Here is a 26,392-nt window from a genome sequence, read left to right on the forward strand (position 1 = left end):
CTGATCGATGATGCGCGCGATCGTCCTGCTGCATCGATGGCTCGGGGTCGCGTTCTGCCTGCTGTTCGCGATGTGGTTCGCGACGGGAATCGTGATGCACTTCGTTCCGTTTCCGTCGTTGACGGAATCTGAACGCTTTGCCGGGCTCGTGCCGCTGGCTAGCGCGCAGATGAAGATCACGGTCGCCGACGCGGTGGCTGCGAGCGGGATCGCGGATGCGACACGCGTTCGCCTGATCCAGCGCAGCGACGGACAGGTCTATGTCGTCTCGGGGCCGTCGCGCGCGGGCGCAGTCCGCGCCTCCGATGGGGCCGACGCGTCGGTCAAATCATTCGACGTCGCGCTAGCCATCGCGCGAGATCACGCACGCAGCCGTGGGCTTGATGCCGCGCGGGCCGCGATCGTTGCGCGTTCGGACTACGATCAATGGAGCGTGCCGAACGGCTTTGACCGCCACCGGCCCTTGTTTCGGGCTGCCCTGGGCGACTCCGCGGGAACGGAGGTCTATGTCTCCTTGCTCACTGGCGAGATCGTCCTGGATACGACGCGCAGCGAGCGCGGATGGAATCTCGCCGGAAGTGTGCTGCACTGGATCTATCCAACAGTCCTGCGAAGCAACTGGTCGTTGTGGGATCGGGTGGTCTGGACCTTGTCGCTGCTGGCCCTGATCGCGGCTTTGCTAGGCGCTGTGCTCGGACTTGCGCGGATCAAACCTCAAAGCGGCCTGATCGGTTCACCCTATCGCGGCTGGCATGCGCTGCATCATCTCATCGGCCTCGCGGCGGCGGTGTTCGTGCTGAGCTGGATTTTCAGTGGCTGGCTCTCCATGGATCATGGGCGGCTGTTCTCACGTGGGCAATTGGACTCCACTGAATCCAGCGTGATGAACGCTTCACCGAACTGGGCGGCGGCTGCATCGCTCGATCGGCAGCCTGTATCGCCGTCGACCCGCGAGATCGAATGGTTTGCCTTCAACGGCAATCTCTATCGGCGGGATCGCACGGCCCTTGCCGGTCAGACATTGATCGAGGCAGGGGATGCGCCCCGCGATGGACCAACGGGATCTCTGGATGTGCACGAGGTCCAGGGGCTGACCGCGCGCCTCGCGGCCGGCTGCAGCGGTCCGTCCGTACTTGCCGCCAACGACGACTATCCCGCGCAATCCACCGTCCCGGGGGCCCCGGTCTACCGCTCCTACTGCGGCGACGTCTGGTTCGACATCGACGGTGCCGATGGCAATTTGCTGCAAAGGCTTGATTCGTCGCGGCGGGCTTATCGCTGGTTCTACGGCGCGCTGCACACGCTGGATTTTCCGGTCCTCGTCGCGCGTCCGCTGCTGCGCGACGGCTTGGTCGTCGGGCTCTGCACCCTCGGCTTTCTGTTCTCTATTACGGGCGTCGTCATCTGCTGGCGCCGCCTGCGTCCTTCCTTCGCAGCCTGAGAGCCGGAGCGAGGTCAAACCGCCGCTTACTGATCGTACAATAAAGAGAGGCTGAGCCGACTGCCATGCATAGCTCATAAGCAATCGCATGGCCGGTAGCACCCGTTGATCGCCTGCAAATTAGACAGTCCGTGCGCGGCGCATGGATTGCGGTGCAGCGGATGTGGGGTTTCGTCCGGGAAAACTCGTGGTGCGCTGCACTTATCTCGCGTGGAACGATCCACGCGGACCTGCTCTCCATGCAGGCAGCGCTGCACTAAAATGTGCCTCGGCGGGCTGCGCCGGTTGCGTTCTGCTCCAGTGCGTTGCGACAACTCTGACCCTATCCCGAGCCCATCGCTCTGTCGCACGCTCGCAAGCGGTGGCATGACAGGGGATGACGATGAGCGCTCTCGGCTTGGGATTGTACTTCGCGACGGACCGGAACCACCCGGCGTTCGGTTCGAATGTCGTCCGCAGCTGACCCACACATGAGCGCTGACGAAAATCACTGGGAAGTCGGCACCGATATCGGCGGCACCTTCACCGACATCATCGCGATCCGACACTCCCCCGCGGAGGCACGGATCGCGAAAGTGCCATCGCGGCCGCAGGCTCCGGTTCAGGCGATGCTGGAGGCGATCGAGGCGGTGGGCCTGCGCAAGAGCGAGGTCAGGCGCTTCGTCCACGGCACCACGCGCGTGACCAACGCCATCGTCGAAGGACGGCTGCCGAAAGTGGCGCTGGTCGCGACCGCAGGCTTTGCCGACGTGCTGGAGATCGCGCGCTATCGCCGCCGCGATCTCTACCGTCTCGACATCCCGCCGAAATCGCCGCCGCTGGTGCCGCCGGAACGATGTTTTGGCGTCGCCGAGCGCCTCGATCATGAGGGCCGGGTGCTGAAGGTGCTGGAGGAATCGGAGATCGAGCGTCTGGTGGCCTGGCTGAAAATGACGGGCGTACAGAGCGTCGCCGTCGCGCTGCTGCATGCCTATGCCAATCCGGTCCACGAGAAAATGCTCGGCGAGCGGCTCAAGGGCGTCGTTGCCCACGTCTCGCTGTCCCACGAGGTCAATCCCGAGGCGCGCGAATACGAGCGGACTTCGGCGACCGTGTTCAACGCGGCCGCCATGCCGATCGCGGTGGAATATCTCAGCGAGCTGGAGCAGCGGCTGCCGATCGGCCCGGGCCTGCAGGTGTTTCATTCGGCCGGTGCCATGGTCCCGATCGCGGCCGTGAAGCGGCGGCCGCTGGTGATGGCGATGTCGGGCCCCGCGGCCGGCGTCTCCGCATCCGTCAGCATCGCGCGTCAGCTCGGCACGTCGCGGATGCTGACGTTCGACATGGGCGGCACCACGACCGACGTGTGCCTGATCGTCGACGGCCAGGCCGAGATGACAGACGGCCGCATGCTCGGCGACAAGCCGCTGCGCCAGCCGATGCTCGCGGTTCACTCGATCGGGGCGGGCGGTGGATCGATCGTGCGCAACGGCCCCGGCGGCCTGACGGTCGGGCCGGAAAGCGCCGGCTCCGAGCCGGGACCGGCCTGCTACGGCCGCGGCGGTACCGAGCCGACCATCACCGACGCCAACGCCGTGCTCGGTTATCTCAATCCCGAAACCAGGCTTGGTGACCGGATCGGAATCGACATCAAGGCAGCCAGCGATGTCATCGCGCCGATCGCGCGCACTCTGAGGCTGAGCCCGACCGAAACCGCGCTCGGCATCATCAAGGTCGCGAATGCGACAATGGCGCGTGCGCTCCGCCGCGTCACCGTCGAGCGCGGCATCGACGGACGCGACTGCACGCTGCTCGCCTTTGGCGGTGGTGGCCCGATGCATGCCGCGAGCCTTGCCGATCTCTACGGGATTGCCGAGATCGTCGTTCCCACCGCGTCGAGTGCGTTTTCGGCGCTGGGCTGTCTCACCGCCGATTTCAGCTTTCTCCAGCAGCAAACCCTGCGCGCTGCGCTCGACCGCATCGACATCACCCGTGTATCCGAGCGGATCGGGGTGCTGATTGAGGATGCTTCGGCGCCGCTCATCGCCAATGGCGTTGCCGAGACCGAGATTCGGGTCGAGCTGGTGGCCTTGATGCGCTACGCGGCGCAGAACGACGCTATTCCGGTGCCGTTCGCGCGGCCGCTCGACGTCATCGCGCTGAAGAAGGACTTTCTGGCACGGCACCACGAGCTGTTCGGCTACGCGACGGGCGAGAGCTGCGTCATCGAATCCGTGCGGGTGCAGGCACGCCGTCCATCGACGACCGTCGTGAGCCGGCCGGCCGTTGTGGTCAGAGCGGTCTTCAAAGGCGAGCGCATCTGCTCGTTCGACGGCTTTCACGACGTCGCCACACGCATCATCGACCGTGCCTCGCTGAACGAAATCGTCAGCGGCCCGGCCATCATTGAAGACGCATGGTCGACCGTGGTGGTCCCGCCCGGCTGGCAGGCGAGGCCGGATGTTTCAGGCAATCTGTTCCTGACGCGGGTGGCCGCATGAAGCTCGATCCGTTCGTCGTCGAGGTCATCAGGCACGGGCTCTCGGCCGCGGCCGAGGAGATGAGCCTGGTGATGACGCGCTCGGCGCGCTCGCCGCTGCTGCGCGAGGCCGGCGATCTTTCGTCGGCGATCACGGACGGCCGCGGCGACCTGGTCGGGCAGGGGCGCGACATCCCGATCCATCTCGGCGCAATGGCCTATACGGTGCTCGAATTGCTGAAGGTGGTGCCGCGCGACAGCCTGAACGACGGCGACGCACTGATCTACAATGTCGGCCCGCTCGGCGGCAATCATCTCAACGACGTCAAGGTCGTGCGCCCCGTCTTCGTCGACGGCGAGATCGTGGCGTTCGCGGTCAGCCTTGCGCACTGGCCCGATATCGGCGGCACCTGGCCCGGAAGCTATTTTGCGAAAGCCATCGATACCTTCCAGGAGGCGATGCGCATTCCGCCGGTGCTGATCGCCACGGCAGCGGGCGTCAATACGCCGATCGTGCAGCTGCTCAAGGCCAATGTTCGCGATCCCGACTCCTGCGAGGGCGATCTTCTCGCCCAGATCGCCGCAACAAAAGCCGGCGAGAAGCGCATCGTCGAGCTTTGCCGCGAGCACGGCAAGGCGGTCTTCACGGCGGCACAGTCGCGCCTGCACGATCTCTCTGAAATCGAGATGCGCGAGGCGTTGCGCGATCTGCCTGATGGCGTCTACGAGGGCGAGGATTATCTGGACGACGGCGGCGTCAACAACGCGCCTGCGCGCATTCATGTCAAGATCACCATCGCCGGCGACGAAGCGGCCTTCGATCTTTCGGAAAGTTGCGACCGCGTCTCGAATTTCTGCAACACGACCCCGTTCATGGCACGCTCCGCGGTGGCCTATGCCGCGCGCATCATGAGCGGGCGCGACATGAACCAGAACGCGGGCGCGCTGCGGCCGCTGACCATCGTCACCCGCCCTGGCTCGATCCTGGAGCCGGGGTGGAATGCCTCAGTCGCGGCCGGCAACCACGAGACCTCGATGCGCATCGTCGATGCGATCTTCCGCGCCATGCAGCACACCATTCCGGAGCGTCTGTCGGCCGGCGGGGCGACCACGGCGGGCGTCCTCTTCTTCGCCGAACCGCGACAGAACGGTTCGTGGAAGATGCTCTACGAGGTCCACGGCGGTGGCGAGGGCGCGCGGCACGATCGAGACGGCATATCGGCGACGCGGGTGCACCTGTCCAACACCTCGAACACCCCGGTCGAGGTGATCGAGGCGAATTACGCGATCCAAGTCGAGCAGCAGGCCATTCGCCGGCAGTCCGGCGGCCCGGGCGCCCATCGCGGCGGGGACGGCGTCATCCGTAGCTATCGTATCCTGGCGCCGTCGATGCATCTGACCACCTGCATCGAGCGCATGGTGATAGCGCCGTTCGGCATGCAGGGCGGCGAACCCGGCAAGGCCTGCCGGATCTCGCTGATCAGGCAGGGCGCGAACGTCGCGATCGACGGCAAGTCGAACCTGGTGCTGCAGCAAGGCGATCTCGTCACGATCGAGACGTGCGGCGGCGGTGGCTACGGCGCCGAGGCTGCGGAATGAAGGGATCGCAATGAGCAAATTGTTGCGAACCGGGCTGAATGCCGGCGACAGCGCGCCCATGGCCGTGGTCGGGGGCGAGGGCGTCTATTTTCATCTGTCGGATGGTCGCAAGCTCATCGACGGCAGCAACACCGGCGGCGGCCTCGGACATCGTCATCCCGCAATGGTGGAGGCGATCCGCCGCGCCGCGGATACGCCCGTCGTGAACGAGGGGTGGACCTGGGTCGGCCGCGAGCAGGCGGCTGACGATTTGATGGCCACCGCCTTCAAGGGCGAAGAGGATTGGGTCGGTGCGGTGCGCTTCTGCATCAGCGGCAGCGAGGCCAACGACATGGCGCTGTCGCTGTGTCAGGCGTTGACGCAGCGGTCTGCGCTGGCAACGCGGGAACGCGCCTATCACGGCATTACGGGCCTGTCGCGCAGCATGACGGTGCAGCCGCAATGGCATGGTGGCCTCGCTGTGCACTCAGGCGGCTCGAAGCTGCCGGCGCCGATGGCGCCGGTGCGGATATTGCCGGCGCCACAGGGCGCTATCTATGGCGCGCCGGCCAACAATGTTCCCCCCAGCGAATATCTGGCCGATGCCACGCGCCTGCTTTCGGATACCGCAGCGACGATCATCGACTACACGCAAGGCGGCATCTATTACGACGGCGCCTACCAGGACGAGGTGGCGCGGTGCGCGCGGCAGGCTGGCTCCTACTGGATCGCCGACGAAGTGGTGACCGGTGCGGGCCGCGCCGGGCGCTGGTTCGCGTTCCAGGGTGCCGAAAGTCGTCCTGAGATCGTGACGCTCGGAAAATCTCTCGGTGGCGGCGCGGCGGCGGTTGCCGCGGTCGTGGTGTCGAAAGACATCCTCGAACGGCTCAAGGGCACGAGCTGGCAGAATTACGGCACGCTGCGCGGGCATCCCATCAGCATGGCCGCCGTTAGCGCCTATCTGAAGGTCGTCAGCGAAGACAGGATTTTGGAGCACGTGAGGGGCCTCGAAAAGCTGTTCACCCGCCGCCTGCTCGCCATCGCGCAGAAACATCCGAGCGTGCAGCGCGTGGCGGGGCAGGGGCTGCACTGGACCGTGGAGCTGCACGGGCCGGACTGGCGCTCCTGGCACGCTGACACTACCGAGGTGCCGATCGCCTCGCGCGTCGCGGAGCGGGCCCTGGAGGCAGGCGCCGTGATCGGCACCAGCGGCGAGCAGACCTCGCTGTTCCTCGCACCGCCGCTCGTGATCTCCGAGCATGAGGCCGGGCTGCTTCTGGACGCGCTGGACCACGGTCTCGATGTTGCGGATGAAGAGCAGACATGATGGTGCATCGCGCAACGCACACTGTGCCGATCGGCAGCCACCGGCTGGAAAGTCCGGGCGATGCTGCGTTATGCTGCGCGCGCCGGCACGTGATTGAACTGTAGCTTAGCTCGAGACATCACCAGGAAATCGCCGATGCGTATCGTCAATGTTGCCGCCGCCCAGATGGGTCCGATTCAGAAAGCCGACAGCCGCGAGGCCGTGGTCAAGCGCATGATTGCGCTGATGGACGAGGCCAAGAGCAAGGGCGCCGACCTGATCGTCTATCCGGAACTGGCGCTCACGACCTTCTTCCCGCGCTGGTACGTGGAGGACCGGGCCGAGTTCGACAATTGGTTTGAGCGCGAGATGCCGAATGCGGCGACCCGGCCGTTGTTCGAGCGCGCGACGCAGCACCAGATGGCGATGAATTTCGGCTATGCGGAGCTGACGCCGGATGGGCATCATTTCAACACTGCTGTTCTCACCGACAAATCCGGCAAGATCGTCGGCAAATATCGCAAGATCCATTTGCCCGGTCATGTGGAATACGACACCAAGCGTTCGCACCAGCATCTGGAGAAACGGTATTTCGAGCCGGGCGATCTCGGCTTCAACGTCTGGCGCGAGCTCGGCGGCATCATTGGCATGGCCATCTGCAACGACCGGCGCTGGCCGGAGACCTATCGCGTCATGGGCTTGCAGGGCGTCGAGATGGTGCTGATCGGCTACAACACGCCGTCGGTGAATGCGGAGAGGAGCGATGAGGGCGTCGAGAAACGCCTGTTCCACAACCGCCTCTCCGCGCAGGCCGGCGCCTATCAGAACGCGACCTGGGTCGTCGCGGTGGCCAAGGCCGGCAACGAGGACGGACACCCGCTGTTTGGCGGCAGCCTGATCGTCGATCCCAATGGCGAGATCGTCGCCGAGGCGAAGACGGAGGAGGACGAACTGCTGGTCCACGCTTGCGACCTCGATGCCACCACCTTCGGCAAGACCACGATCTTCAATTTCGCGCAGCATCGCCGCATCGAGCATTACGGCCTGATCACCAGCCGAACGGGCGCAGTGCCGCCGCCGGAGAAGTGACGTCGATGGCGGACAAGGGCACATCAGGTATTCCCCTGCGCGAGCTCGATCCACGCGACCGCTACAAGCTGCTCTGCGGCGTGGTGGTGCCGCGGCCGATTGCGCTGGTGACGACGCTCGATGCCAACGGGGCGGTCAATGCCGCGCCATTCAGCTTCTTCAACGTGTTCTCGGAGAGTCCGGCGCTGATCGTACTCGGTCTCCAGCACAAGCCGGATCACAGCCCAAAGGACACCACTCGCAACATCCATCGCGACGGCGAGTTCGTCGTTCACATGGTGGACGAGGCGCTGTCGGTAGCGATGAACGACTGCGCGGTCGATTTTCCGTCCGGTGACAGCGAGGTCGCTGCGGCAGGGCTCGCGACCCTTCCCTCAATCGACGTGAAGGTGCCGCGCCTGGCCGCGGCACCCTTTGCGCTTGAATGCCGGCGTCATGTCGCGCTGAGCTTCTCGCCCGATCGCGAACTGCTGGTCGGCGAAGTGCTCCGGATTCACGCCCGCGAGGGCCTCGTCGACGAGGCCAACATGTATGTCGATCTCGACGCCTACCGGCCGATCGGCCGCATGTTCGGCAATCTCTACACGACGCAGCGGGATACGTTTGCGCTTGTCCGCGAGAGCCACGCGCAATGGCTCGCGCGGCAGGACGCCAAAGAGCTGAAGGACGCCTAGTGGTTCGAGAACTGCACCGTACCCAGCGCCATCGTGACGGCCGCCTGTGTCGGGTCAATCACGGCAATGCCGAGCGCGTCTTCGAGGGGATGGCGATGGCGCGCCATGCCGGCGCAGCCCATCACGATGGCGCGGGCGCCGTCCTCGTCGCGCAGCGCGCGGCCGACCTCAATCATCCTGGCGAGCGTGCCTTCCCCCGAGGCAGTTTCCGCGACGCTCATGTTGAGCGGCCGCTCGCCGGCGAGACGTTCGGTCAGTCCCATCTGCCTGAGATAGCGCATGTGACGTGGGATCGAGCGCTGGGCGATCGCGATGACGCCAAACGTTTCCGCACGGGCCAGCGCGGTCAGCACCCCGCACTCGGCAATGCCGAACACGGGCCGGTCGGTGCCTTCGCGGCAGACCTGAAGCCCGGGATCGCTGTAGCAGGCGATGACAAAGGCAGCCGAGCTGTTGTCGCCCTCGACCAGCCGGCGCAGCGGCATGGCGACGCCATCGACATCGGCCTGGCTTTCAATCCCGAACGGACCCTCGGCCAGCGATTGGCAGACCAGCTCCGGCCCGCCCTCGAAACCGAGCGGCTTCAGCGCGTCCTCCAGCCCTTGCGTGACCGCAGGGTTGGAATTTGGATTGATGACGAGGATGCGCGGTCGGGACATGCTGGTCTTCCTGCAAAATTGCGATCACTTGGCTTGAGCCTATCATGGAGTGCCTCATGACTGAACCCGCTTACGACCTGATCATTCGCGGTGGGCGCGTCGCGACGACGACCGACGTCTTTGAAGCCGATGTCGCCATCTCCGGCGAGACCATCGCCGCGATCGGGCGTGGGCTTCCGGCGGCGAAGCGCGAGATCGACGCGCGCGGGAAGCTCATTCTGCCCGGCGGCGTCGACAGCCACGCCCATATCGAGCAATTGTCCGCTGCCGGCATCATGAACGCCGACACCTTCGAGAGCGCGACCGTCTCGGCCGCTTTTGGCGGTACGACCACGGTGATCCCGTTTGCCGCCCAGCATGTCGGCATGAAGCTGCCGCAGGTGGTGGAGGATTATCATGCGCTCGCCAAGAAGGGCGCCGTGATCGACTACGCCTTTCACATGATCATTGCGGATGCGACCAAGGAGACGGTCGAGGAGCACATTCCGGCGCTGGTGAAGCAGGGGCACGCGTCGATCAAGATTTTCATGACCTACGACCGGCTCAAGGTCGACGACGAGCCGCTGCTGGACATCCTTCTTGCCGCGCGCCAGTCCGGCGCGATGTTGTGCGCCCACGCCGAAAACCACGGCATCATCGCCTGGATGGTGAAGCGTCTGCTCGCGCGCGGCTACACCATGCCGAAATACCACGCCGTCAGCCACGCCCGCGTGTCGGAGGCGGAAGCCTTTACCCGGCTGATCGGCATGGCGGCGCTGATCGACCAGCCCATCATGATCTTCCACGTCTCGACCGCCGAGGGCGCCAAGGTCATCCGCGACGCGCGGGGGCAGGGGTTGAAGGTGTTTGCCGAGACCTGTCCGCAATATCTGTTCCTGACCGCAGCCGATCTCGACAAGCCGGGTGCCGAGGGCGCCAAGTGGATGTGCAGCCCGCCGCCGCGCACGCAGGCCGACCAGGAGGCGCTGTGGCAGGCGCTGTCGCTCGGCGATCTCCAGACCATCTCGTCGGATCACGCGCCGTATCGTTACGACGAGACCGGCAAGCTGCGTGCCGGGCCAAATCCGAACTTCAAGCAGGTCGCCAATGGCCTGCCGGGACTGGAGCTGCGCTTGCCGCTGCTGTTCGATGCGATGGTATCGAAGGGTCGGCTGGGCCTGGAAAAATTCGTCGAGCTGACTTCGACCGCGCCAGCCAAGATCTACAATCTGCATCCGCGCAAGGGTTCGATCGCGGTCGGCGCCGATGCCGATATCGCGATCTGGGATCCCAATCGCGAGACCGTGATCGCCGACGAGATGATGCACGACCTCGCCGGCTATACGCCGTTTGCGGGACGCAAACTGAAGGGCTGGCCGGTGTCGGTGCTGTCGCGTGGCCGGGTGATCATCGACGGCAACAAGTGCCTCGCGAGCGCCGGCAGCGGCCAGTTCCTGGCACGCAGCGGCGGCGAGGCGGCCAGGCCGACGGGGCGGCTAGTCGCCGACATGGATCCGGAGCGGAATTTCGGAGCGAAGCTACTGTGACGGCGGATCGCGCGCGATGAAGATCGTCATCTTCGGCGGCACCGGCTTTGTCGGCCTCAATGTTGCGGAGGCGCTGCTCGCGCGCGGGCATGACGTGACGCTGTATGACCGTGCAGAGTTGCCGCCATCCGGGCGGCGATCTCTTGCCGACTACGGCGCACGGCTCAAAGCCGTGCAGGGCGATATCACCGACGCAGATGCCATCGATGCCCTGATCGCCGAAGGCGTTGATGCGATCGTGCTCGGCGCGGCGATCACAGCCGGTGATGAACTGGAGAGAGCATCGACCGCGCGCGTTCTCGAGATCAATGTGATGGCGCAGATCCCGATCCTGCTCGCCGCGATCCGTCATGGCGTGCGCCGGGTCGTCAATCTCTCGTCGGCATCGGCCTACGGCGCCGCGGGCGCGCGGGTCGAGATTCTCGACGAGGAAACGCCCTGCGATCCAGTCTCGTTCTACGCCATCAGCAAGTTCACATCGGAGCGATCGGTTGCGCGTCATGCCGAGCTCTTCGGCGGCGATTTCCTGAGCGTACGGCTGAGCGCCCTGTTCGGACCGTGGGAGCGACCGAGCTCGGTGCGCGACACGCCAAGCCTCCAGTTCCAGATCTTGGCCGCGTTCGCCCGCGGCGAGCCGGCGATCATGCCCGAAGCGGGCATGAGGGACTGGATCTACGCGCCGGATGCGGCCGAGGCCGTCGCACTGCTCATCGAATCCGAGCGGCCGCGCCACCGGCTCTACAACATCTCCAGCGGTGGGCTACGGCCTGCGCTGCAATGGGGCGAGGCCTTTGCGGCGTTGCATCCCGGCCTGCAATGCCGGCTCGCGGCGCCTGGGGAGAAAACCGTCATCAAGCTGCATGGACCCTATCGCGCGCCGCTGTCGGTGACGCGGATGGCGGATGAATTTGGCTGGCGGGCGCGGTTCGGCTGCGCCGAGTCGGCGGCCGCGATGAGCGCCTGGTTGACGCAGCATAAGGAGTGGATCTGAGATGCGGCTGCAGGGGCGCACGGCCATCATCACTGGAGCCGGCTCCGGCATCGGCCGTGCCAGCGCGAAGCTGTTCGCGGAGGAGGGCGCGCATCTCGCTCTGGTGGATCGCGATGCCGCGGGACTTCAGGAAACGTTGAGCCTGGTTGGCGATGCCATGACGCATGTTGGCGATGTCGGCGATGCCGATTTCGCCGAGGCCGTTGCAAACGACGTCGTGGCACGGCACGGCCGGCTCGACATTCTCATGACCGCGGCCGGCTTCTCCTGCGGCGGCACCGTGTTGACGACGGACCCTGCCGATTGGGACGCGGTGTTCCGCACCAATGTCGGCGGCACCTGGCTATGGGCGCGCGCCGCCGTGCCGCAGATGCAACGGCAGAAAAGCGGTTCGATCATTGCGCTTGCATCGCAGCTTGCGATTGCCGGCGGCAAGGGCAACAGCGCCTATATCGCGGCCAAGGGCGCGATCGTCAGCCTGACGCGGACGATGGCGGTGGATTTTGCAACCGATGGCATTCGCGTCAACGCGATCGCGCCCGGTGCGATCGACACGCCGATGCTTCGCCGCAGCTTTGCCCGACATGCCAATGCGGACGAGGTGCGGGAAACCTCCCGCAACCGCCATGCCATGAAACGGTTCGGCCAGGCCGAGGAGATCGCGCAGGCCGCGCTGCACCTCGCCAGCGATGCGTCCTCGTTCACGACCGGCACCGTGATGGTGGTCGACGGCGGCTGGCTCGCGGCATGAGCAATACGCTCACAGAGCTCGAAGTGAACGTTCGTGCCGATCTCGCGCGGATCGCGCATCCCGGTGCCGCCTGGCTCGAACCGAAGGCGGGCCCGGACGGCGAACCGGCGCTGGACGTGCTCGTGATCGGCGCCGGCCAATCCGGCGTCGCCATCGGCTTCGGCCTGATGCGCTCCCGCGTCAGCAACATCCTGCTGCTGGACAAGGCCGAGGCGGGGAGGGAAGGCCCGTGGCTCACCTATGCTCGCATGCCGACGCTGCGCAGCCCGAAGGACTATACGGGACCTGACCTCGACATCCCCAGCCTGACCTATCAGTCCTGGCATGAGGCCCGTGTCGGCAAGGAGAGCTGGCAGACACTCGACCTGATCCCGCGCGGACACTGGGCCGAGTATCTGCTTTGGCTGCGGCGCACGATCGGCCTGCCCGTGCGCAACGGCTGCGAGCTCTTGGAAATCCGGCCCGCGGCAGATGGTTTGCTCGCCGCACGCGTGAAACGTGGCGATGGAGTCGAGACGCTCCATGCCCGCAAGATCGTGCTGGCGACGGGACAGGAGGGGATGGGGAACTGGATGATCCCCGAGCCGCTGAGCCATCTGCCCGTGAGCTCGGTCGCAACCGTCGCCGACGACATCGATTTCGAAAATCTTCGCGGCAAGCGCGTCGCCGTGATCGGCGCCGGCGCATCTGCCTTCGACAATGCGGCAACCGCGCTGGAAGCGGGCGCAGCGGAAGTGCATCTGCTGTGTCGTCGTGCGCAGATCCAGCTGATCCAGCCCTATCGCTGGCTGACCTTTCGTGGCTTCCTGCGCCATCTCAGCGATCTCGATGATGCCTGGCGCTGGCGCTTCATGCGCGCCATCCTTGAGATGCGCGAAGGCTTTCCGCAGGCCACTTACGATCGCTGCGCACGTCACGCCAATTTCACATTGCACGAGGGCGCGCCGATCGAGGCCGCCGGCGAGACCGATCGTGGCGTGGAATTGCAGACACCGCGCGGCATCATCGCAGCGGATTTCGTCATCTGCGGCACCGGCATCGACATGAACTTTGCCGGCCGTGGCGAGCTGTCCGCATTTGCCGGCAATATCGCAACCTGGGCCGACCGCTACCAGCCCCCGGAGAGCGAGCGCAACGCGCGGCTCGGCCGCTTTCCCTATCTTGCCGACGACTACGCCTTCACCGAGCGTGTCGCGGGCGAGACGTCGTGGATCTCGAATATCCATCTCTTCGCCATCGCCTCCACCATGAGTTTTGGCCCGTCGGGATCGTCGATCAACGCGATGACGACCGCGGTGCCGAAGCTGGTGAATGGCCTGACGCGCGGCCTGTTCCGCGCCGATGTGGAACGGCACTGGGCCTCGCTCCGCGCCTATGACGTGCCGCAGGCCGTGGTCACGCGGCCAGCGCGAAAAATGGAGGAATCGCGATGATCGTCCATGCGCCGCCGCGACAAAGCGTCCACAAGAGCGCATCATGAGACTGGCGCGCAACTTGCTTCTTTCTTAACCTGTCCTGCTGGCGTTCCTGTCGAAAATTTTGGGGAAAACGAATGCGTTTTGTGTCTTTCAGATCGGCATCCTCCGTGCTCGCCACCACCGCGTTGTTGCTCGTCGCCACTGCGCCTTCGCAAGCGCAAACCAGGGCGGAGACCTTGCGCTATGTCACCGGCGCGTCCGTCAACACGCTCGATCCCAACATCCCGGGCTCGACGCGCGAATCCTTCGCGCTGAGCATGAGCACCTACGACCGCCTTGTCGCGTTCGGCCGCAAGCAGCTCAACGGCAAATGGGTGTTCGATCTCGACAAGATCACCGGCGAACTCGCCGAATCCTACGACGTCAGCCCGGACGGACTGAAGCTGACGTTCCGTCTGCGCAAGGATGCCAAGTTCCAGGACGGCTCGCCCGTGACCGCCGAGGACGTGAAATGGTCGCTCGATCGCTGCGTCACCGCGCCGATCCTCGGCAAGGCACAATTGCTGACGGGATCGTTGACGTCGGCCGACCAGTTCAAGGTGATCGATCCCCTCACGATCGAAGTGACGCTGCCGAAGCCCGACAAGCTGGCGCTGCCGAATCTCGCGACGGTCTACCCGTTGATCATCAACTCGAAGGTCGCCAAGGAGCATGCGACCCCGGACGATCCCTGGGCCACGGCCTGGCTGAAGGAGCATACCGCCGGCAGCGGTGCTTACGTGATCGAGAGCTTCAAGCCCGGCGAGCAGGTGATCATCAAGCGCAACGAGGCCTGGAACCGCGGCTCGCCCGACAAGCCGGCCTTTTTCAAGCGCGTGATCGTGCAGTCCGTGCCGGAGCCCGCGACCCGCGCCAATCTGGTCGAGCGCGGCGACGCCGATCTCGTCGTCGATCTCCAGGCCAGCGACGTGCAGTCGCTCGAGGCCAAGGGCAAGCTCAAGGTGGTCTCGACGCCGCAATACAATTCGATCACCTTCGTCTCGATGAACAACCAGATCCCGCCTTTCGATAACGTCAATGTCCGACGTGCTATCGCCTTCGCGCTGCCCTATGAGGACATGTTCAAGGCTGCCTTGTTCGGCCGCGGAGCGCCGCTGTTCGGTGCGAATTGGCCCGATGGCAAGCCGCTGAACGGGATCTATCCGTTCCAGGCACCGGTGAAGACCGATCTCGACAAGGCGAGAGAATATCTGAAGGCCGCAGGACTCCCCGAGGGTTTTTCGACCACCTTCAGTTTCAACGTCGGCCAGGCCTCGACCGCGGAGCCGATGGCTGCTCTCGTGAAGGAATCGCTTGCCAAGATCGGGATCAAGGTCGACATCCAGAAGCTGCCCGATGCGCAGATGTCGACGCAGATCAACGAAAAGAAGCTGCCCTTGTTCACGGAAGGCATCGTCGCCTGGCTGCCCTCGACCGATTACTTCTACCGCAACTTCTACACCGGCAATCAGCGCTGGAATTACAGTTCGATCAACAATTCCGAGCTGGCCGCGATCGCGCAGGAAGCACGCTTCGAGCCCGACAAGGCCAAGTACGAGGAGGATGGCCGCAAGCTCAACGCGATCCATTTCAGCGAGATGCCGCAGATCCCGCTGTGGCAGCCGAATCAGGACGCCGTGATGGCCTCGTCGATCGAGGGCTATACCTACGAGTTCCATCGTCAGGTGGACTATCGCGACGTCAGCCGCAAGTGACATCCGCAACCCAGAGGCTCTGAAAGGTGATGACCGGACTTGGTGCGACCGTGACGCGCGCGGGGAGGCGGCTTCTGTCGTCGCTGCCGGCGTTGTTCGGCGTGCTGGTCTTCACCTTTCTCCTGATGCGGGTCCTCCCCGGAGATCCCGCGGTGTTCTTCGCCTCGGGGCCCAACGCCGGCAAGGAGGAGATCGAGCAGATCCGCAAGCAGATGGGGCTCGACAAGTCGGTGCCGGAGCAGCTCGTGTTCTATCTGTCCGATATCGGCCGCGGCAATCTGGGCCGCTCCATGATGACGGGACAGCCGGTGCTCAAGGATTTGCGCGAGCGTTTGCCGGCCTCGCTGGAGTTGACCTTCACGGCGCTCCTGATCGCGCTGATCGCGGCGGTGCCGCTCGGCGTGGTCGCAGCCTTGAAACCGGGATCGCTGGTCGATCATGGCGTGCGGCTGTTCTGCGCGCTCGGCGTCTGCGTGCCGACCTTCGTGTCGGGCCTGCTGCTGATCTATGTGTTCTACTATCTGCTCGGTCTTGCGCCTGATCCGACCGGGCGGATCGACGTCTTCACCTCGCTGCCGCCGCAGCGCACCGGGTTTCTGTCGGTCGATTTCCTGCTCGCGGGCGACATCGAGGGCTGGTGGGCGGCCTGCAAGCAGTTGATCCTGCCGGCAGTGAGCATGGCCCTGTTCGTCATCGCGCCGCTGGCGCGGATTACCCGTGCGTCGATGCTGGTCTCGCTCGGCAGCGATTTCGTGCGCACCGCGCGCTCGGTCGGATTGTCCTGGCAGAAGGTCGTCGTCACCTATGCGCTACGCAATGCGATCCTTCCCGTCATCACCATTGCCGGCATCGTGTTCTCGACCATGCTTGGCGCGAATGTCCTGGTGGAGAAGGTGTTCTCCTGGCCGGGCGTCGCCTCCTATGCGCTCGATGCGCTGCTGTCGTCCGATTATGCGCCGGTGCAGGGTTTCGTGCTGCTGATGGCTGGCATCTTCGTGCTGGTCAATCTCGTGGTCGACATCTGCTACGGCATCGCCGATCCCAGGGTGTCGATCGGATGACGAGCGCAACCCTCCGCCATTCGGTCTGGATCTTGCGCGGCAATCCGCTGACCGGTGTCGCCGCGGCGGGTGTCCTGCTGTTTGTCCTGGTCGCGATCTTCGGACCCTGGCTCGTGCCCTATGATCCCGTCGTCTCCAATGTCTCGGAAGCCTTGCAGCCGCCGAGCGCGGCGCATCTCGCCGGCACCGACCAGCTCGGGCGCGACGTGTTCAGCCGCCTCGTCGTTGCGGCACGGCTCGACCTCGCCATCGCGGTCTCGGCGGTCGGCATCTCCTTCGTGATCGGCGCCGTCGTAGGCTCTTTCTGCGGCTATGCCGGCGGCAGGCTCGACCGCTCGGTCGGCCGCTTCGTCGACGTCATGATGGCCTTTCCGCTGTTCGTGCTGGCGATGGCGATGGTTGCGGCGCTCGGCAATCGGATCGAGAACATCGTGATCGCGACCGCGATCATCAATCTTCCGTTCTACATCCGCTTCGCGCGGGCCGAGGTCAACGTCAGGCGCAATGTCGGCTGGGTGGAGGCGGCGCGTTCCTGCGGCGAGAGCCATTTCTCGGTGGTGCTGCGCTTCCTGCTGCCGAACATCCTGCCGGCGATGGCGGTGCAGATCTCGCTCAACCTCGGCTGGGCGATCCTGAACGCCGCCGGCCTGTCCTTCATCGGTCTTGGGGTCAAGCCGCCGACGCCGGAATGGGGCATCATGGTCGCGGAAGGCGCCCGCTTCATCTCGACCGGGCGGTGGTGGCTGGTGGCCTTTCCGGGCCTCGCCTTGATGATGGCCGTGCTGTGCTTCAACCTCCTCGGCGACGGGATGCGGGACATTCTCGACCCGCGCATGCGCACATGAGCGGGGAATTGCTCAGGATCGATGACCTCCACGTCGCATTCTCGACGCGACGAGGGATGGTCGAGGCCGTGCGCGGGGTCACGCTCAAGGTCGAAGCCGGCGAGATGCTCGGCCTCGTCGGCGAGAGCGGCTCGGGCAAGTCGGTGACCGGTTTTGCGACGACGCGGCTCCTGGACTCAGCCGGGCGCGTCACCGCGGGCAAGATCCTGTTTCGCGGCCAGGACGTCACAAAACTCAGGGGCGACGATCTCCGGCAGCTCCAGGGTGCCGCGATGTCGATGATCTTCCAGAACCCGCGGGCGGCGCTCAATCCGATCCGCGCGATCGGTCTGCAGATCGCGGACGCGATCCTCACGCACAAGCGGATATCAAAGGACAACGCCCGCGCCGAGGCGCTGGAGCTGCTGCGCGCCGTCCAGATCCGCGATCCCGAAGCGCGGATGAACGCCTATCCGCACGAACTCTCCGGCGGCATGTGCCAGCGCGTCATGATCGCGATTGCGATCTCCTGCAATCCCGCGCTCTTGATCGCCGATGAGCCGACGACCGGGCTCGACGTCACCACGCAGAAGGTGGTGATGGACCTCCTGGCGGAGATTGCCGCCGCGCGCGGCATGGCGACGATCCTGATCACGCACGATCTCGGGTTAGCGGCGCGGTATTGCCGCCGTATCGCCGTGATGGAACGCGGCCGCATCGTCGAAGAGGCAAGCCCGAGGGCGCTGTTCGGCGCGCCGCAGCACGCCTATACCAGGCGCCTGGTGGCGGCGTCGCCGACCGCGACCTCCGGGATCGCGGACCTCGTGACGGAAGAGGAGCGGGAAGGCTACGCGGCTGTCGTCAGCAGGCCGAGGCAGGAGCCCGTTCACGGGACTCCGCCGCTGCTGGAAGTGCGCCAGCTCGCAAAACGCTTCGACGAGGGTGCTGCGGCGGTGGCGGACTTCTCGATGACGATGGCCGGCGGCGAGAGTGTCGGCCTCGTCGGCGAATCCGGCTCCGGCAAGAGCACGACGTCACGCATGATTTGCCGCCTGATCGATCCGAGCGAGGGCGAGATCGTGTTCGACGGGCAGTCGATCGGCCACGTGGCGTCGCGCGACTTTCATCGCTCGCAGTTCCGCAAAGACATCCAGATGGTGTTCCAGGATCCGAACGAGAGCCTCAACCCGCGCTTCACCGCCTTCGATTGCATCGCCCATCCCCTGATGCGGCTCGATCGTATGCGTGGGGGCGATGCACTGCGCAAGCGGGTGGAAGACTGCGCGGAGCGTGTGGGGCTGCCGCTGGATCTGTTGCCGCGCTTTCCGCATCAGCTCTCCGGCGGCCAGAAGGCGCGCGTCGGCATCGCCCGCGCCATCGCCTGCCGACCGCGGCTCCTGGTGCTGGACGAGCCGACCGCTGCGCTCGATGTCTCCGTTCAGGCGGTGGTGCTGCAACTGCTCGATCGCCTGCGGCGCGAGAACGACATTGCGCTGCTGTTCGTCAGCCACGATCTCAACGTGGTGCGGATGCTCTGCGACCGCACCATCGTGCTGCGCAATGGCGGCATCGTGGAGCAGGGCGAGAGCCGGGCGCTGTTCGACAATCCCAAGACCGACTACACGCGCAAGCTGGTCGAGGCGATCCCGCATATCGAGACTGGGCCGGTACTGGCGGCTGCGCTTTGAGGTGCGCGACCGGCCCAGATGGTGCGGATATCCCGCTGACGAAGGTGCGGAGTGGCATACCATTTGCACGCCAATGAGCTCTGGTTTCACCTGTTCTTGGCCAACGATGGCCGGCATCACGGCACTATTGGGAGGATTTCATGGATCGCAGGACCGTATTGAAGGGACTTGCCGGCGCGGGCGGTCTGGCGTTGAGCGGCCTTTCGGCCCCGGCGATCGCACAAGGCGCCTCCGCGCGCACCCTGCGCTTCGTGCCGCAAGCAAACCTCGCCAATTTCGACCCGATCTGGGGCACGCAATATGTCGTGCGCAATGCCGCCGCGCTGGTCTGGGATACGCTCTACGGCGTCGATTCCTCGCTGCAGCCGCAGCGGCAGATGGTCGAGTCCGAGGAAGTGACCGACGATGGCACCACCTGGACGTTCAAACTGCGGCCGGGGCTCAAATTCCACGACGGCGAGCCGGTTCGGAGCAAGGACGTCGTTGCGAGTCTCACACGCTGGGCGGCGCGCGATCCGATGGGGCTGATGCTCAAGGCACTGCAGCAGGAGCTCACTGCTGTCGACGATCGTACCTTCAAATGGGTGCTGAAGCAGCCGTTCCCGAAGATGCTCTATGCGCTCGGCAAGAACAATTCGCCTTGCGCCTTCATCATGCCGGAGCGCATTGCGCAGACCGACCCGTTCAAGCAGATCGGCGATTATGTCGGCTCGGGGCCGATGAAGTTCACCAAGAGTGAGTGGGTCCCCGGTGCGAAAGCAGTGTTCGAAAAATTCGCCGATTATGTGCCGCGGCAGGAGAAGGCGTCGTGGCTCGCCGGCGGCAAGCAGATGCTGCTCGACCGCGTCGAATGGATCGTGATGCCCGATCCGGCGACCGCCGCGGCCGCGTTGCAAAACGGCGAGATCGACTGGTGGGAGAACCCGATCGCGGACCTCGTCCCGATCCTGAAGAAGAACAAGAACATCAGCGTCGACATCGGCGATCCGCTCGGCAATGTCGGCTCGTTCCGCATGAACTTCCTGTACCCGCCCTTCAACGACGTGCGGGCGCGGCGCGCGGTGCTGATGGCGATGAGCCAGGAAGACTATATGCGTGCGCTCGTCGGCGACGACAATTCGCTGTGGAAGCCGCTGCCCGGCTACTTCACGCCGGATACGCCGCTCTATACCGAGGCGGGCGGCGAGGTCCTGAAGGGCAAGCGCGATCTCGACGCTGCCAAGAAGCTGCTCGCGGAGAGCGGCTATTCCGGCCAGCCGGTTACGTGCCTCGTAGCGCAGGACCAGCCGATCACCAAGGCGTTCGGCGATGTGACCGCCGATCTCCTAAAGAAGCTCGGCATGAATGTCGACTTCGTCGCGACCGATTGGGGCACGGTCGGCTCCCGCCGCGCGCAGAAGACTCCCCCCGGACAGGGCGGCTGGAACATGTTCCACACCTGGCATGCGGGTTCGGACTGCATCAATCCGGCGCCCTACACCGCCATTCGCGCCAACGGCGACAAGGCCTGGTTCGGCTGGCCGAACAGCCCCGGCACGGAAAAGGAGGTCACGTCCTGGTTCGAGGCCAAGAACCTCGACGAGGAGAAGGCCGCGGTCGCTCGCCTCAACAAGGTCGCGCTCGAGGACGTCGTCTACGCGCCAACCGGCTTCTTCCTCAGCTACACGGCCTGGCGCAAGAACGTCTCCGGCATCACGAAAGGGCCGCTGCCGTTCTTCTGGGGCGTGTCGAAATCCGCATGACCCTGCGCTGAAGCCAGATGCTCTCCTACATCCTCCGGCGTATCGCCTCGACCTTGCCCGTGATGGCGATCGTCGCGCTGTTCGTGTTCAGCCTGCTCTACATCGCGCCGGGTGATCCCGCCGTGGTGATCGCAGGCGATCAGGCAAGTCCGGAGGATGTGGAGCGCATTCGTCAGAGCCTCGGCCTCGATCGCCCCTTCCTGATCCAGTTCGGCAGCTGGGTCTGGCGCATTCTGCACGGCGATCTCGGCACCTCGATCTTCACCAATCTACCGGTCTCGACGATGATCGGGCAGCGTCTCGGCCCGACGCTGTCGCTGATGATGGTCACGCTCCTGCTCACGATCGTGGTCGCGGTGCCGCTCGGGGTGCTGGCGGCGTGGAAGGCGGGAAGCCTGATCGACCGGGCCATCATGGCCTTTGCCGTGTTCGGCTTTTCCCTGCCGGTCTTCGTCGTCGGCTATGTCCTCGCCTACGTCTTCGCGCTGGAGCTCGAATGGCTTCCCGTGCAGGGCTATACGCCGCTCGCTCAAGGCTTCTGGCCCTGGCTGCAAAACCTGATCCTGCCGTCGATCGCACTCGGCTGTGTCTACATCGCACTGATCGCGCGTATCACGCGCGCCACCATGCTCGAAGTGTTGCAGCAGGATTATATCCGCACCGCGCGCGCCAAGGGGCTCGGGCAGGGCGGCATCCTGTTCGTCCACGCGCTGAAGAACGCGGCGGTGCCGATCGTCACGGTGATCGGGATCGGCATCGCGCTCCTGATCGGCGGCGCGGTCGTCACGGAGAGCGTGTTCGCGATTCCCGGACTCGGCCGGCTCACCATCGACGCGATCCTGCGCCGCGATTATCCCGTCATCCAGGGCATCGTGCTGCTGTTCAGCTTCGTCTACGTCCTCGTCAATCTGATGATCGACGTCATTTATACGCTCGTTGACCCGAGGATCCGCTATTGACCGACACGACCGTCAATCCGCAAGCGCTGCCGGCGGGCTTCGTCCTCGCGCCGCAACTGCCCGAGATCCTCCGGCCGGTCACGATCCGGCGCGGCTTCATCGGGCTGCTGCGCGGCCATCCCACCGTTGCCATCGGCGGCACGTTGCTGCTGTTGCTCGTCCTGATCGCGATCTTTGCGCCTTATCTTGGAACGGTGGATCCGACCGCACTTGCGCCGGCCAAGCGGACCCGCGCGCCGTCGGCGCTTTACTGGTTTGGCACCGACGTTCTCGGCCGCGACATCTATTCGCGCGTGCTGTTCGGCGCACGGGTCTCCCTCACGGTCGGCTTGTCCGTTGCGATCTTCGCCTCCGCGGCCGGTCTCGCCATCGGCATCGTCTCCGGCTTCATCCGCTGGGCCGACGGCATCCTGATGCGCTTCATGGACGGCCTTATGTCGATCCCGCCGATCCTGCTGGCGATCGCGCTGATGGCGCTGACACGCGGCAGCGTCGGAAACGTCATTCTGGCGATTACCGTTGCCGAGATACCGCGGGTTTCCCGTCTTGTCCGTAGTGTGGTGCTGTCGCTGCGCGAGCAGCCTTACGTGGATGCGGCGGTAGCCTGCGGCACGCGCACACCGATGATCATCCTGCGCCACATCCTGCCCAACACGCTGGCGCCGATGCTGATCCAGGCGACTTACATTTGCGCCAGTGCGATGATCACGGAGGCGATCTTGTCCTTCATCGGCGCGGGGACGCCGCCGACCATTCCGTCCTGGGGCAACATCATGGCCGAGGGGCGGGCGCTGTGGCAGGTCAAGCCCTACATTGTGTTCTTTCCGGCGGCCTTCTTGTCCGTCACCGTGCTCGCCGTCAACCTGCTCGGCGACGGCCTTCGCGATGCGCTCGATCCGCGCATGGCCAAGAGCCTCTGAAGGTGAGGGACTGATCGCGATGGCACTGCTCGAAGTCGAGAATTTGCAAACGCACTTCCGCACGCCCAGCGGCATCAACCGCGCGGTGGAAGGCGTGTCGTTCCATGTCAACGAGGGCGAGACCCTCGCCATCGTCGGTGAGTCCGGTTGCGGCAAGTCGGTGACCTCCATGTCGCTGATGCGGCTGATCCCGGAACCGCCGGGCAGGATCGCCGGCAGCATCCGCTTCGCGGGCAAGGACCTGTTGCAAATGTCGGATCGCGAGATGCGCGCGATCCGCGGCAACGACATCTCGATGATTTTTCAGGAGCCGATGACCAGCCTCAACCCGGTGCTGACCGTCGGGCGTCAAATCCGCGAAACGCTGATGATCCACCAGGGCCTCGACAAGGAGGCCGCGGAGGCGCACGCCATCGAGATGTTGATTCTGGTCGGCATTCCCGAGCCGAAGCGTCGCGTGCGCGAATATCCGCATCAGCTTTCCGGCGGCATGCGCCAGCGCGTCATGATCGCCATTGCACTCGCCTGCAATCCAAAGCTTCTCATTGCGGACGAGCCGACCACCGCGCTCGACGTGACGATCCAGGCGCAGATCCTGAAGCTGATGCTGGACCTCAAGCACCGGGTTGGCGCGGCGATCATCCTGATCACCCACGATCTCGGCGTGGTCGCCGAAATCGCGGAGCGCGTCATGGTCATGTATGCCGGCCGCAAGGTCGAGGAAGCGCCGGTGGCGGACCTGTTCCGATCGCCGCGTCATCCCTATACGCAGGGTCTGCTCGGTGCAGTGCCGCGGCTCGGCTCGTCGCTAACCGGCACCGCGAGGCGGCTGGCAGAGATTCCCGGGCAGGTGCCTGATCTGCGCAAGCCCATCGTCGGCTGCGTCTTCGCCGGCCGTTGCGCGCTCGCGACCGATCTCTGCCGGCAGTACGCGCCGGGGCTCGAAGAGAAGGGGCCACGTCACGTCGCGGCCTGCCACTATGCGGCCAAGGGAGCGGTCGCGGCATGAGTCCCCCATTGCTCCAGGTCAACGACCTCAAGAAGCACTTCCCGGTCAAAAAGGGCCTGTTCAGCCGCAAGTCTGAATGGGTCTATGCGGTGGACGGCGTGTCGTTCGAGATCGCGCGCGGCGAGACGCTCTCGCTGGTCGGCGAATCCGGCTGCGGCAAATCGACGGTCGGCCGCGCCATTCTGCGCCTGTTCGACATCACGGCAGGCCAGGTCATCCTCGACGGCCAGCGCATCGACGACGCCCATCCGAGCACGATGCGCCAGATGCGCCGCCGCGTGCAGGTGGTGTTCCAGGATCCGTTCTCGAGCCTCAATCCGCGCATGCGCGTGCGCGACATCCTGGCTGAGCCGATCCGCAATTTCGGCCTCGCCAAATCCGCGATCGATCTCGAAACCCGGGTGACGGCGCTGATGGATACCGTGCGCCTGCCGCGCGAGGCGCTGAACCGCAGGCCGCACGAATTCTCCGGTGGCCAGCGCCAGCGCATCGGCATCGCGCGGGCGCTCGCCGCCGAGCCCGAGCTGATCGTCTGCGACGAGGCGGTCTCGGCGCTCGATGTCTCGGTCAAGGCCCAGATCGTCAATCTGCTGCAGGATCTCCAGCGCGAGTTCGGCCTGGCACTGCTGTTCATCAGCCATGACCTCGCGATCGTCGAGCACATGACCCATCGCGTCGCGGTGATGTATCTCGGCAAGATCGTCGAGGTGGCGCCGCGCTACGAGATCTTCGCCGCGCCAAAGCATCCTTACACCAAGGCGCTGCTCTCGGCGGTCCCGCTGCCGGAGCCGGGGGCCCAGCGCAATCCGATCATCCTCAAGGGCGACGTGCCGAGCCCGATCAACCCGCCGAGCGGGTGCCGCTTCCACACCCGTTGCCCGCTCGTGTTCGATCGCTGCCGGACCGAGGAGCCGACATTGCGTGCGGCTGGACCCGAGCAGTGGGTGGCCTGTCATCTCGAAGGTAGTGCAGCGGTGGCGAGCGGCTAGCCGTTGGGCCGGCGGCAATCCTCTGGATCGAGGCGTAGGCGCGACAATCGGGCGATGATGCCACTCTGCTCCTGTTTTGCCCGACGAGTCAAAGACGTCTACGACGAAAATTCATGTGCAAAAACAACATCGTTCTACTGTGCATGGGGTTGTTTTCGCGTTTTTTGTTTAGCGGCCTTCAACCTTGGCGGCGCAGGAAGCCGGTGATCGTGACCTTGTCCCAGATGCCGGCCGCCGCAAACGGATCGGCTCGGTTGAAGGCCTCGACGTCGTCACGGCCCGCTGCCTCGATCAGGAACAGGCTGCCGATCATCCTCTCGCCGTCGTCGGAGACCAGCGGTCCCGACATCACGATCTTGACGCCGAAGCGGGAGGTGTCGCTCAGGAAAGCCTTGTGGGCATCGTAATTCGCGAGCCGGGTCGGCAGCGCGCCGTCGCGGTCGAGAGCGTGAATGGCGAACAGCATGGTGGTCTCCGTTTATGTCTCGTTTTCTTGGGACGGCCGCGACAGCGGCCGTCCGGGCTTGTTGTGATGGGTGCGCCTGGTTACTTGCCGCCGAGCTTGCTGGCTTCCTCGAACGTCGGGCAGCTCCGTTGCTCCAGCGGCACGTCGAACGGCTGGTAATTGTCCTTGGTGATGACGGTCGGCTTCAGCACGATCTCGGCGATGACGGGCTGGTTGCGCAGGGATCGGATCGCCATCATGGTGCCAAGGCATCCCTGAAAAAATCCGTTGTAGTCGCCGCTCGCGAGCAGCTTGCCGGACTTGATCGCGTCGATCGCTTCCTTGGTGCCATTGATGCCGATCACCTGCGCCTTGCGGTTGGCGCCGTCGAGCGCCTCGATCGCGCCGACGGCCATGGCGTCGTTGGCGGCGAGCACACCGTCGATCTGCGCGTTCGACTGCATCAGATTTTCCATTACCTGCAGCGCCTGGAGCCGCTGGTAATTGCCGGGCTGCGAGGCCAGCAGTTTCGCACCGGCATTTTCCTTCAGCGCGTCGTTGAAGCCGCGGACGCGGTCGACATTGGTCAGCGAGCCCTTGACGCCCTCGATGATGACGATGTTGCCCTTGCCGCCCAGCGTCTTGAGCAGGAAGCGCGCGGTTTCGAGCCCGAGGCTGTAATCGTCGGCGCCGACGAAGGAGAGGAACTTGCCGCCGGCCGAGCGGTCGGTGATGTTGACGACGGGGATCTTGGCCTCGTTGATCTTCTCGACACCCGGTACCATCGCCTTGTAGTCGACCGGCGTGAAGACGATGGCGCTCGGCTTCTTCACCACGACATCCTCGATCTGGCTGAGCTGCTCGGGAATGCTGTCGGGCTTGGTCGGGATGTACTGCAGCGTCTTCGCGTTCAGCGTCTTCGCCATGTTGTCGGCGCCGACCCGCACCGTCTGGAAGAACGGGTTGGTCTGGTTCTTGGTGAAGACGGCGATGGTTTCGCCGTCGGCTCGCGCTTGCGTGGTGAACACGGCCGCCATCAGCAGCGGCAGCGTCAAATAACCCAGTTTCTGTTTCATGTTGCCTCCATCCCTCGTTTTGCTTGTTGGTCGT

22 protein-coding genes are annotated in these 26,392 nt (G+C 65.0%); 19 read left to right on the plus strand and 3 right to left on the minus strand.

From position 1 onward, the window contains the following. Nucleotides 1–7 precede the first annotated feature (7 nt). The 6 genes from AC0L3C_RS09225 (at nucleotide 8) to AC0L3C_RS09250 (ending at nucleotide 8,546) form a co-directional block, all read left to right on the plus strand. Nucleotides 8–1,441 carry a PepSY domain-containing protein gene (locus tag AC0L3C_RS09225; RefSeq protein ID WP_473407749.1) on the plus strand — a complete coding sequence of 478 codons (1,434 nt, stop codon included), beginning with the start codon at nucleotides 8–10 and terminating at the stop codon, nucleotides 1,439–1,441. Nucleotides 1,442–1,911: 470 nt separating this feature from the next. Then, nucleotides 1,912–3,921, plus strand: a complete 2,010-nt coding sequence (locus tag AC0L3C_RS09230) for a hydantoinase/oxoprolinase family protein (RefSeq protein WP_473407750.1) — start codon at nucleotides 1,912–1,914, stop codon at nucleotides 3,919–3,921. Continuing rightward, nucleotides 3,918–5,498: a hydantoinase B/oxoprolinase family protein gene (locus tag AC0L3C_RS09235; protein ID WP_473407751.1), complete on the plus strand. Its 1,581-nt coding sequence runs from the start codon at nucleotides 3,918–3,920 to the stop codon at nucleotides 5,496–5,498. The genes AC0L3C_RS09230 and AC0L3C_RS09235 overlap by 4 nt, the downstream gene beginning before the upstream one ends. A gap of 10 nt (nucleotides 5,499–5,508) precedes the next feature. Continuing rightward, nucleotides 5,509–6,804 (plus strand): aminotransferase class III-fold pyridoxal phosphate-dependent enzyme, encoded by a 1,296-nt coding sequence (locus tag AC0L3C_RS09240; protein ID WP_473407752.1) that lies wholly within the window; start codon nucleotides 5,509–5,511, stop codon nucleotides 6,802–6,804. Between the two features lie 135 nt (nucleotides 6,805–6,939). Further along, nucleotides 6,940–7,872: an N-carbamoyl-D-amino-acid hydrolase gene (locus AC0L3C_RS09245; RefSeq protein ID WP_473407753.1), complete on the plus strand. Its 933-nt coding sequence runs from the start codon at nucleotides 6,940–6,942 to the stop codon at nucleotides 7,870–7,872. A 5-nt stretch (nucleotides 7,873–7,877) separates the two neighbouring features. Then, nucleotides 7,878–8,546: a flavin reductase family protein gene (locus AC0L3C_RS09250; protein ID WP_473407754.1), complete on the plus strand. Its 669-nt coding sequence runs from the start codon at nucleotides 7,878–7,880 to the stop codon at nucleotides 8,544–8,546. Here AC0L3C_RS09250 and AC0L3C_RS09255 read toward each other — a convergent pair. After that, the gene (locus tag AC0L3C_RS09255) at nucleotides 8,543–9,205 is read right to left on the minus strand and encodes an aspartate/glutamate racemase family protein (RefSeq protein WP_473407755.1); all 663 of its coding nucleotides are present in this window, start codon (nucleotides 9,203–9,205) and stop codon (nucleotides 8,543–8,545) included. The genes AC0L3C_RS09250 and AC0L3C_RS09255 overlap by 4 nt on opposite strands. Before the next feature lie 56 nt (nucleotides 9,206–9,261). Here AC0L3C_RS09255 and hydA point away from each other — a divergent pair, with 56 nt between their 5' ends. The 13 genes from hydA to AC0L3C_RS09320 all read left to right on the plus strand — a co-directional run bounded on the left by hydA (nucleotide 9,262) and on the right by AC0L3C_RS09320 (nucleotide 24,837). After that, nucleotides 9,262–10,731: a dihydropyrimidinase gene (gene hydA / locus AC0L3C_RS09260; RefSeq protein WP_473407756.1), complete on the plus strand. Its 1,470-nt coding sequence runs from the start codon at nucleotides 9,262–9,264 to the stop codon at nucleotides 10,729–10,731. A 16-nt stretch (nucleotides 10,732–10,747) separates the two neighbouring features. Then, on the plus strand, nucleotides 10,748–11,722 hold the full coding sequence (locus tag AC0L3C_RS09265; protein ID WP_473407757.1) for an NAD-dependent epimerase/dehydratase family protein: 975 nt from the start codon (nucleotides 10,748–10,750) through the stop codon (nucleotides 11,720–11,722). 1 nt (nucleotide 11,723) lies between these two features. Then, a complete protein-coding gene (locus AC0L3C_RS09270) occupies nucleotides 11,724–12,473 on the plus strand; it encodes an SDR family oxidoreductase (RefSeq protein ID WP_473407758.1) in 750 nt (249 codons plus the stop codon). Then, the gene (locus AC0L3C_RS09275) at nucleotides 12,470–13,906 is read left to right on the plus strand and encodes an NAD(P)-binding domain-containing protein (RefSeq protein ID WP_473407759.1); all 1,437 of its coding nucleotides are present in this window, start codon (nucleotides 12,470–12,472) and stop codon (nucleotides 13,904–13,906) included. The genes AC0L3C_RS09270 and AC0L3C_RS09275 overlap by 4 nt, the downstream gene beginning before the upstream one ends. A 119-nt stretch (nucleotides 13,907–14,025) precedes the next feature. Next, nucleotides 14,026–15,645, plus strand: a complete 1,620-nt coding sequence (locus AC0L3C_RS09280; protein WP_473407760.1) for an ABC transporter substrate-binding protein — start codon at nucleotides 14,026–14,028, stop codon at nucleotides 15,643–15,645. 26 nt (nucleotides 15,646–15,671) lie between these two features. Continuing rightward, complete coding sequence (locus tag AC0L3C_RS09285) at nucleotides 15,672–16,706, plus strand: ABC transporter permease (RefSeq protein WP_473407761.1); 1,035 nt, start codon at nucleotides 15,672–15,674, stop codon at nucleotides 16,704–16,706. Next, nucleotides 16,703–17,551: an ABC transporter permease gene (locus AC0L3C_RS09290; protein WP_007608569.1), complete on the plus strand. Its 849-nt coding sequence runs from the start codon at nucleotides 16,703–16,705 to the stop codon at nucleotides 17,549–17,551. Before AC0L3C_RS09285 ends, AC0L3C_RS09290 begins: the two co-directional genes overlap by 4 nt. Further along, on the plus strand, nucleotides 17,548–19,218 hold the full coding sequence (nikE, locus tag AC0L3C_RS09295) for a nickel ABC transporter ATP-binding protein NikE (RefSeq protein WP_473407762.1): 1,671 nt from the start codon (nucleotides 17,548–17,550) through the stop codon (nucleotides 19,216–19,218). The genes AC0L3C_RS09290 and nikE overlap by 4 nt, the downstream gene beginning before the upstream one ends. A gap of 140 nt (nucleotides 19,219–19,358) precedes the next feature. Continuing rightward, nucleotides 19,359–20,960, plus strand: coding sequence for an ABC transporter substrate-binding protein (locus AC0L3C_RS09300; RefSeq protein WP_473258173.1), 1,602 nt, complete (start codon nucleotides 19,359–19,361; stop codon nucleotides 20,958–20,960). A gap of 17 nt (nucleotides 20,961–20,977) precedes the next feature. Further along, the gene (locus AC0L3C_RS09305) at nucleotides 20,978–21,919 is read left to right on the plus strand and encodes an ABC transporter permease (RefSeq protein WP_473258171.1); all 942 of its coding nucleotides are present in this window, start codon (nucleotides 20,978–20,980) and stop codon (nucleotides 21,917–21,919) included. Next, on the plus strand, nucleotides 21,916–22,839 hold the full coding sequence (locus tag AC0L3C_RS09310) for an ABC transporter permease (RefSeq protein ID WP_007608574.1): 924 nt from the start codon (nucleotides 21,916–21,918) through the stop codon (nucleotides 22,837–22,839). The genes AC0L3C_RS09305 and AC0L3C_RS09310 overlap by 4 nt, the downstream gene beginning before the upstream one ends. Nucleotides 22,840–22,858: 19 nt before the next feature. Then, entirely contained in the window at nucleotides 22,859–23,848 is a 990-nt protein-coding gene (locus tag AC0L3C_RS09315; RefSeq protein ID WP_473258167.1) for an ABC transporter ATP-binding protein, read from the plus strand. Beyond that, nucleotides 23,845–24,837, plus strand: coding sequence for an ABC transporter ATP-binding protein (locus AC0L3C_RS09320; RefSeq protein WP_473258165.1), 993 nt, complete (start codon nucleotides 23,845–23,847; stop codon nucleotides 24,835–24,837). Before AC0L3C_RS09315 ends, AC0L3C_RS09320 begins: the two co-directional genes overlap by 4 nt. A 178-nt stretch (nucleotides 24,838–25,015) precedes the next feature. Here the strand turns inward: AC0L3C_RS09320 and AC0L3C_RS09325 are convergent, their stop codons facing one another. Both AC0L3C_RS09325 and AC0L3C_RS09330 read right to left on the minus strand, forming a co-directional pair. Further along, complete coding sequence (locus tag AC0L3C_RS09325; protein ID WP_473258163.1) at nucleotides 25,016–25,303, minus strand: YciI family protein; 288 nt, start codon at nucleotides 25,301–25,303, stop codon at nucleotides 25,016–25,018. Nucleotides 25,304–25,383: 80 nt separating this feature from the next. Next, nucleotides 25,384–26,358, minus strand: a complete 975-nt coding sequence (locus AC0L3C_RS09330; RefSeq protein ID WP_473258161.1) for a sugar ABC transporter substrate-binding protein — start codon at nucleotides 26,356–26,358, stop codon at nucleotides 25,384–25,386. Nucleotides 26,359–26,392: the final 34 nt, after the last annotated feature.

The organism is Bradyrhizobium sp. WSM4872, from assembly GCF_055811715.1.

Bases quoted from the DNA above. Each gene is read 5' to 3' on its own strand.
- AC0L3C_RS09225 (WP_473407749.1), top strand. From the start codon at position 8: ATGATGCGCGCGATCGTCCTGCTGCATCGATGGCTCGGGGTCGCGTTC.
- AC0L3C_RS09230 (WP_473407750.1), top strand. From the start codon at position 1,912: ATGAGCGCTGACGAAAATCACTGGGAAGTCGGCACCGATATCGGCGGC.
- AC0L3C_RS09235 (WP_473407751.1), top strand. From the start codon at position 3,918: ATGAAGCTCGATCCGTTCGTCGTCGAGGTCATCAGGCACGGGCTCTCG.
- AC0L3C_RS09240 (WP_473407752.1), top strand. From the start codon at position 5,509: ATGAGCAAATTGTTGCGAACCGGGCTGAATGCCGGCGACAGCGCGCCC.
- AC0L3C_RS09245 (WP_473407753.1), top strand. From the start codon at position 6,940: ATGCGTATCGTCAATGTTGCCGCCGCCCAGATGGGTCCGATTCAGAAA.
- AC0L3C_RS09250 (WP_473407754.1), top strand. From the start codon at position 7,878: ATGGCGGACAAGGGCACATCAGGTATTCCCCTGCGCGAGCTCGATCCA.
- AC0L3C_RS09255 (WP_473407755.1), bottom strand. From the start codon at position 9,205: ATGTCCCGACCGCGCATCCTCGTCATCAATCCAAATTCCAACCCTGCG.
- hydA (WP_473407756.1), top strand. From the start codon at position 9,262: ATGACTGAACCCGCTTACGACCTGATCATTCGCGGTGGGCGCGTCGCG.
- AC0L3C_RS09265 (WP_473407757.1), top strand. From the start codon at position 10,748: ATGAAGATCGTCATCTTCGGCGGCACCGGCTTTGTCGGCCTCAATGTT.
- AC0L3C_RS09270 (WP_473407758.1), top strand. From the start codon at position 11,724: ATGCGGCTGCAGGGGCGCACGGCCATCATCACTGGAGCCGGCTCCGGC.
- AC0L3C_RS09275 (WP_473407759.1), top strand. From the start codon at position 12,470: ATGAGCAATACGCTCACAGAGCTCGAAGTGAACGTTCGTGCCGATCTC.
- AC0L3C_RS09280 (WP_473407760.1), top strand. From the start codon at position 14,026: ATGCGTTTTGTGTCTTTCAGATCGGCATCCTCCGTGCTCGCCACCACC.
- AC0L3C_RS09290 (WP_007608569.1), top strand. From the start codon at position 16,703: ATGACGAGCGCAACCCTCCGCCATTCGGTCTGGATCTTGCGCGGCAAT.
- nikE (WP_473407762.1), top strand. From the start codon at position 17,548: ATGAGCGGGGAATTGCTCAGGATCGATGACCTCCACGTCGCATTCTCG.
- AC0L3C_RS09300 (WP_473258173.1), top strand. From the start codon at position 19,359: ATGGATCGCAGGACCGTATTGAAGGGACTTGCCGGCGCGGGCGGTCTG.
- AC0L3C_RS09305 (WP_473258171.1), top strand. From the start codon at position 20,978: ATGCTCTCCTACATCCTCCGGCGTATCGCCTCGACCTTGCCCGTGATG.
- AC0L3C_RS09315 (WP_473258167.1), top strand. From the start codon at position 22,859: ATGGCACTGCTCGAAGTCGAGAATTTGCAAACGCACTTCCGCACGCCC.
- AC0L3C_RS09320 (WP_473258165.1), top strand. From the start codon at position 23,845: ATGAGTCCCCCATTGCTCCAGGTCAACGACCTCAAGAAGCACTTCCCG.
- AC0L3C_RS09325 (WP_473258163.1), bottom strand. From the start codon at position 25,303: ATGCTGTTCGCCATTCACGCTCTCGACCGCGACGGCGCGCTGCCGACC.
- AC0L3C_RS09330 (WP_473258161.1), bottom strand. From the start codon at position 26,358: ATGAAACAGAAACTGGGTTATTTGACGCTGCCGCTGCTGATGGCGGCC.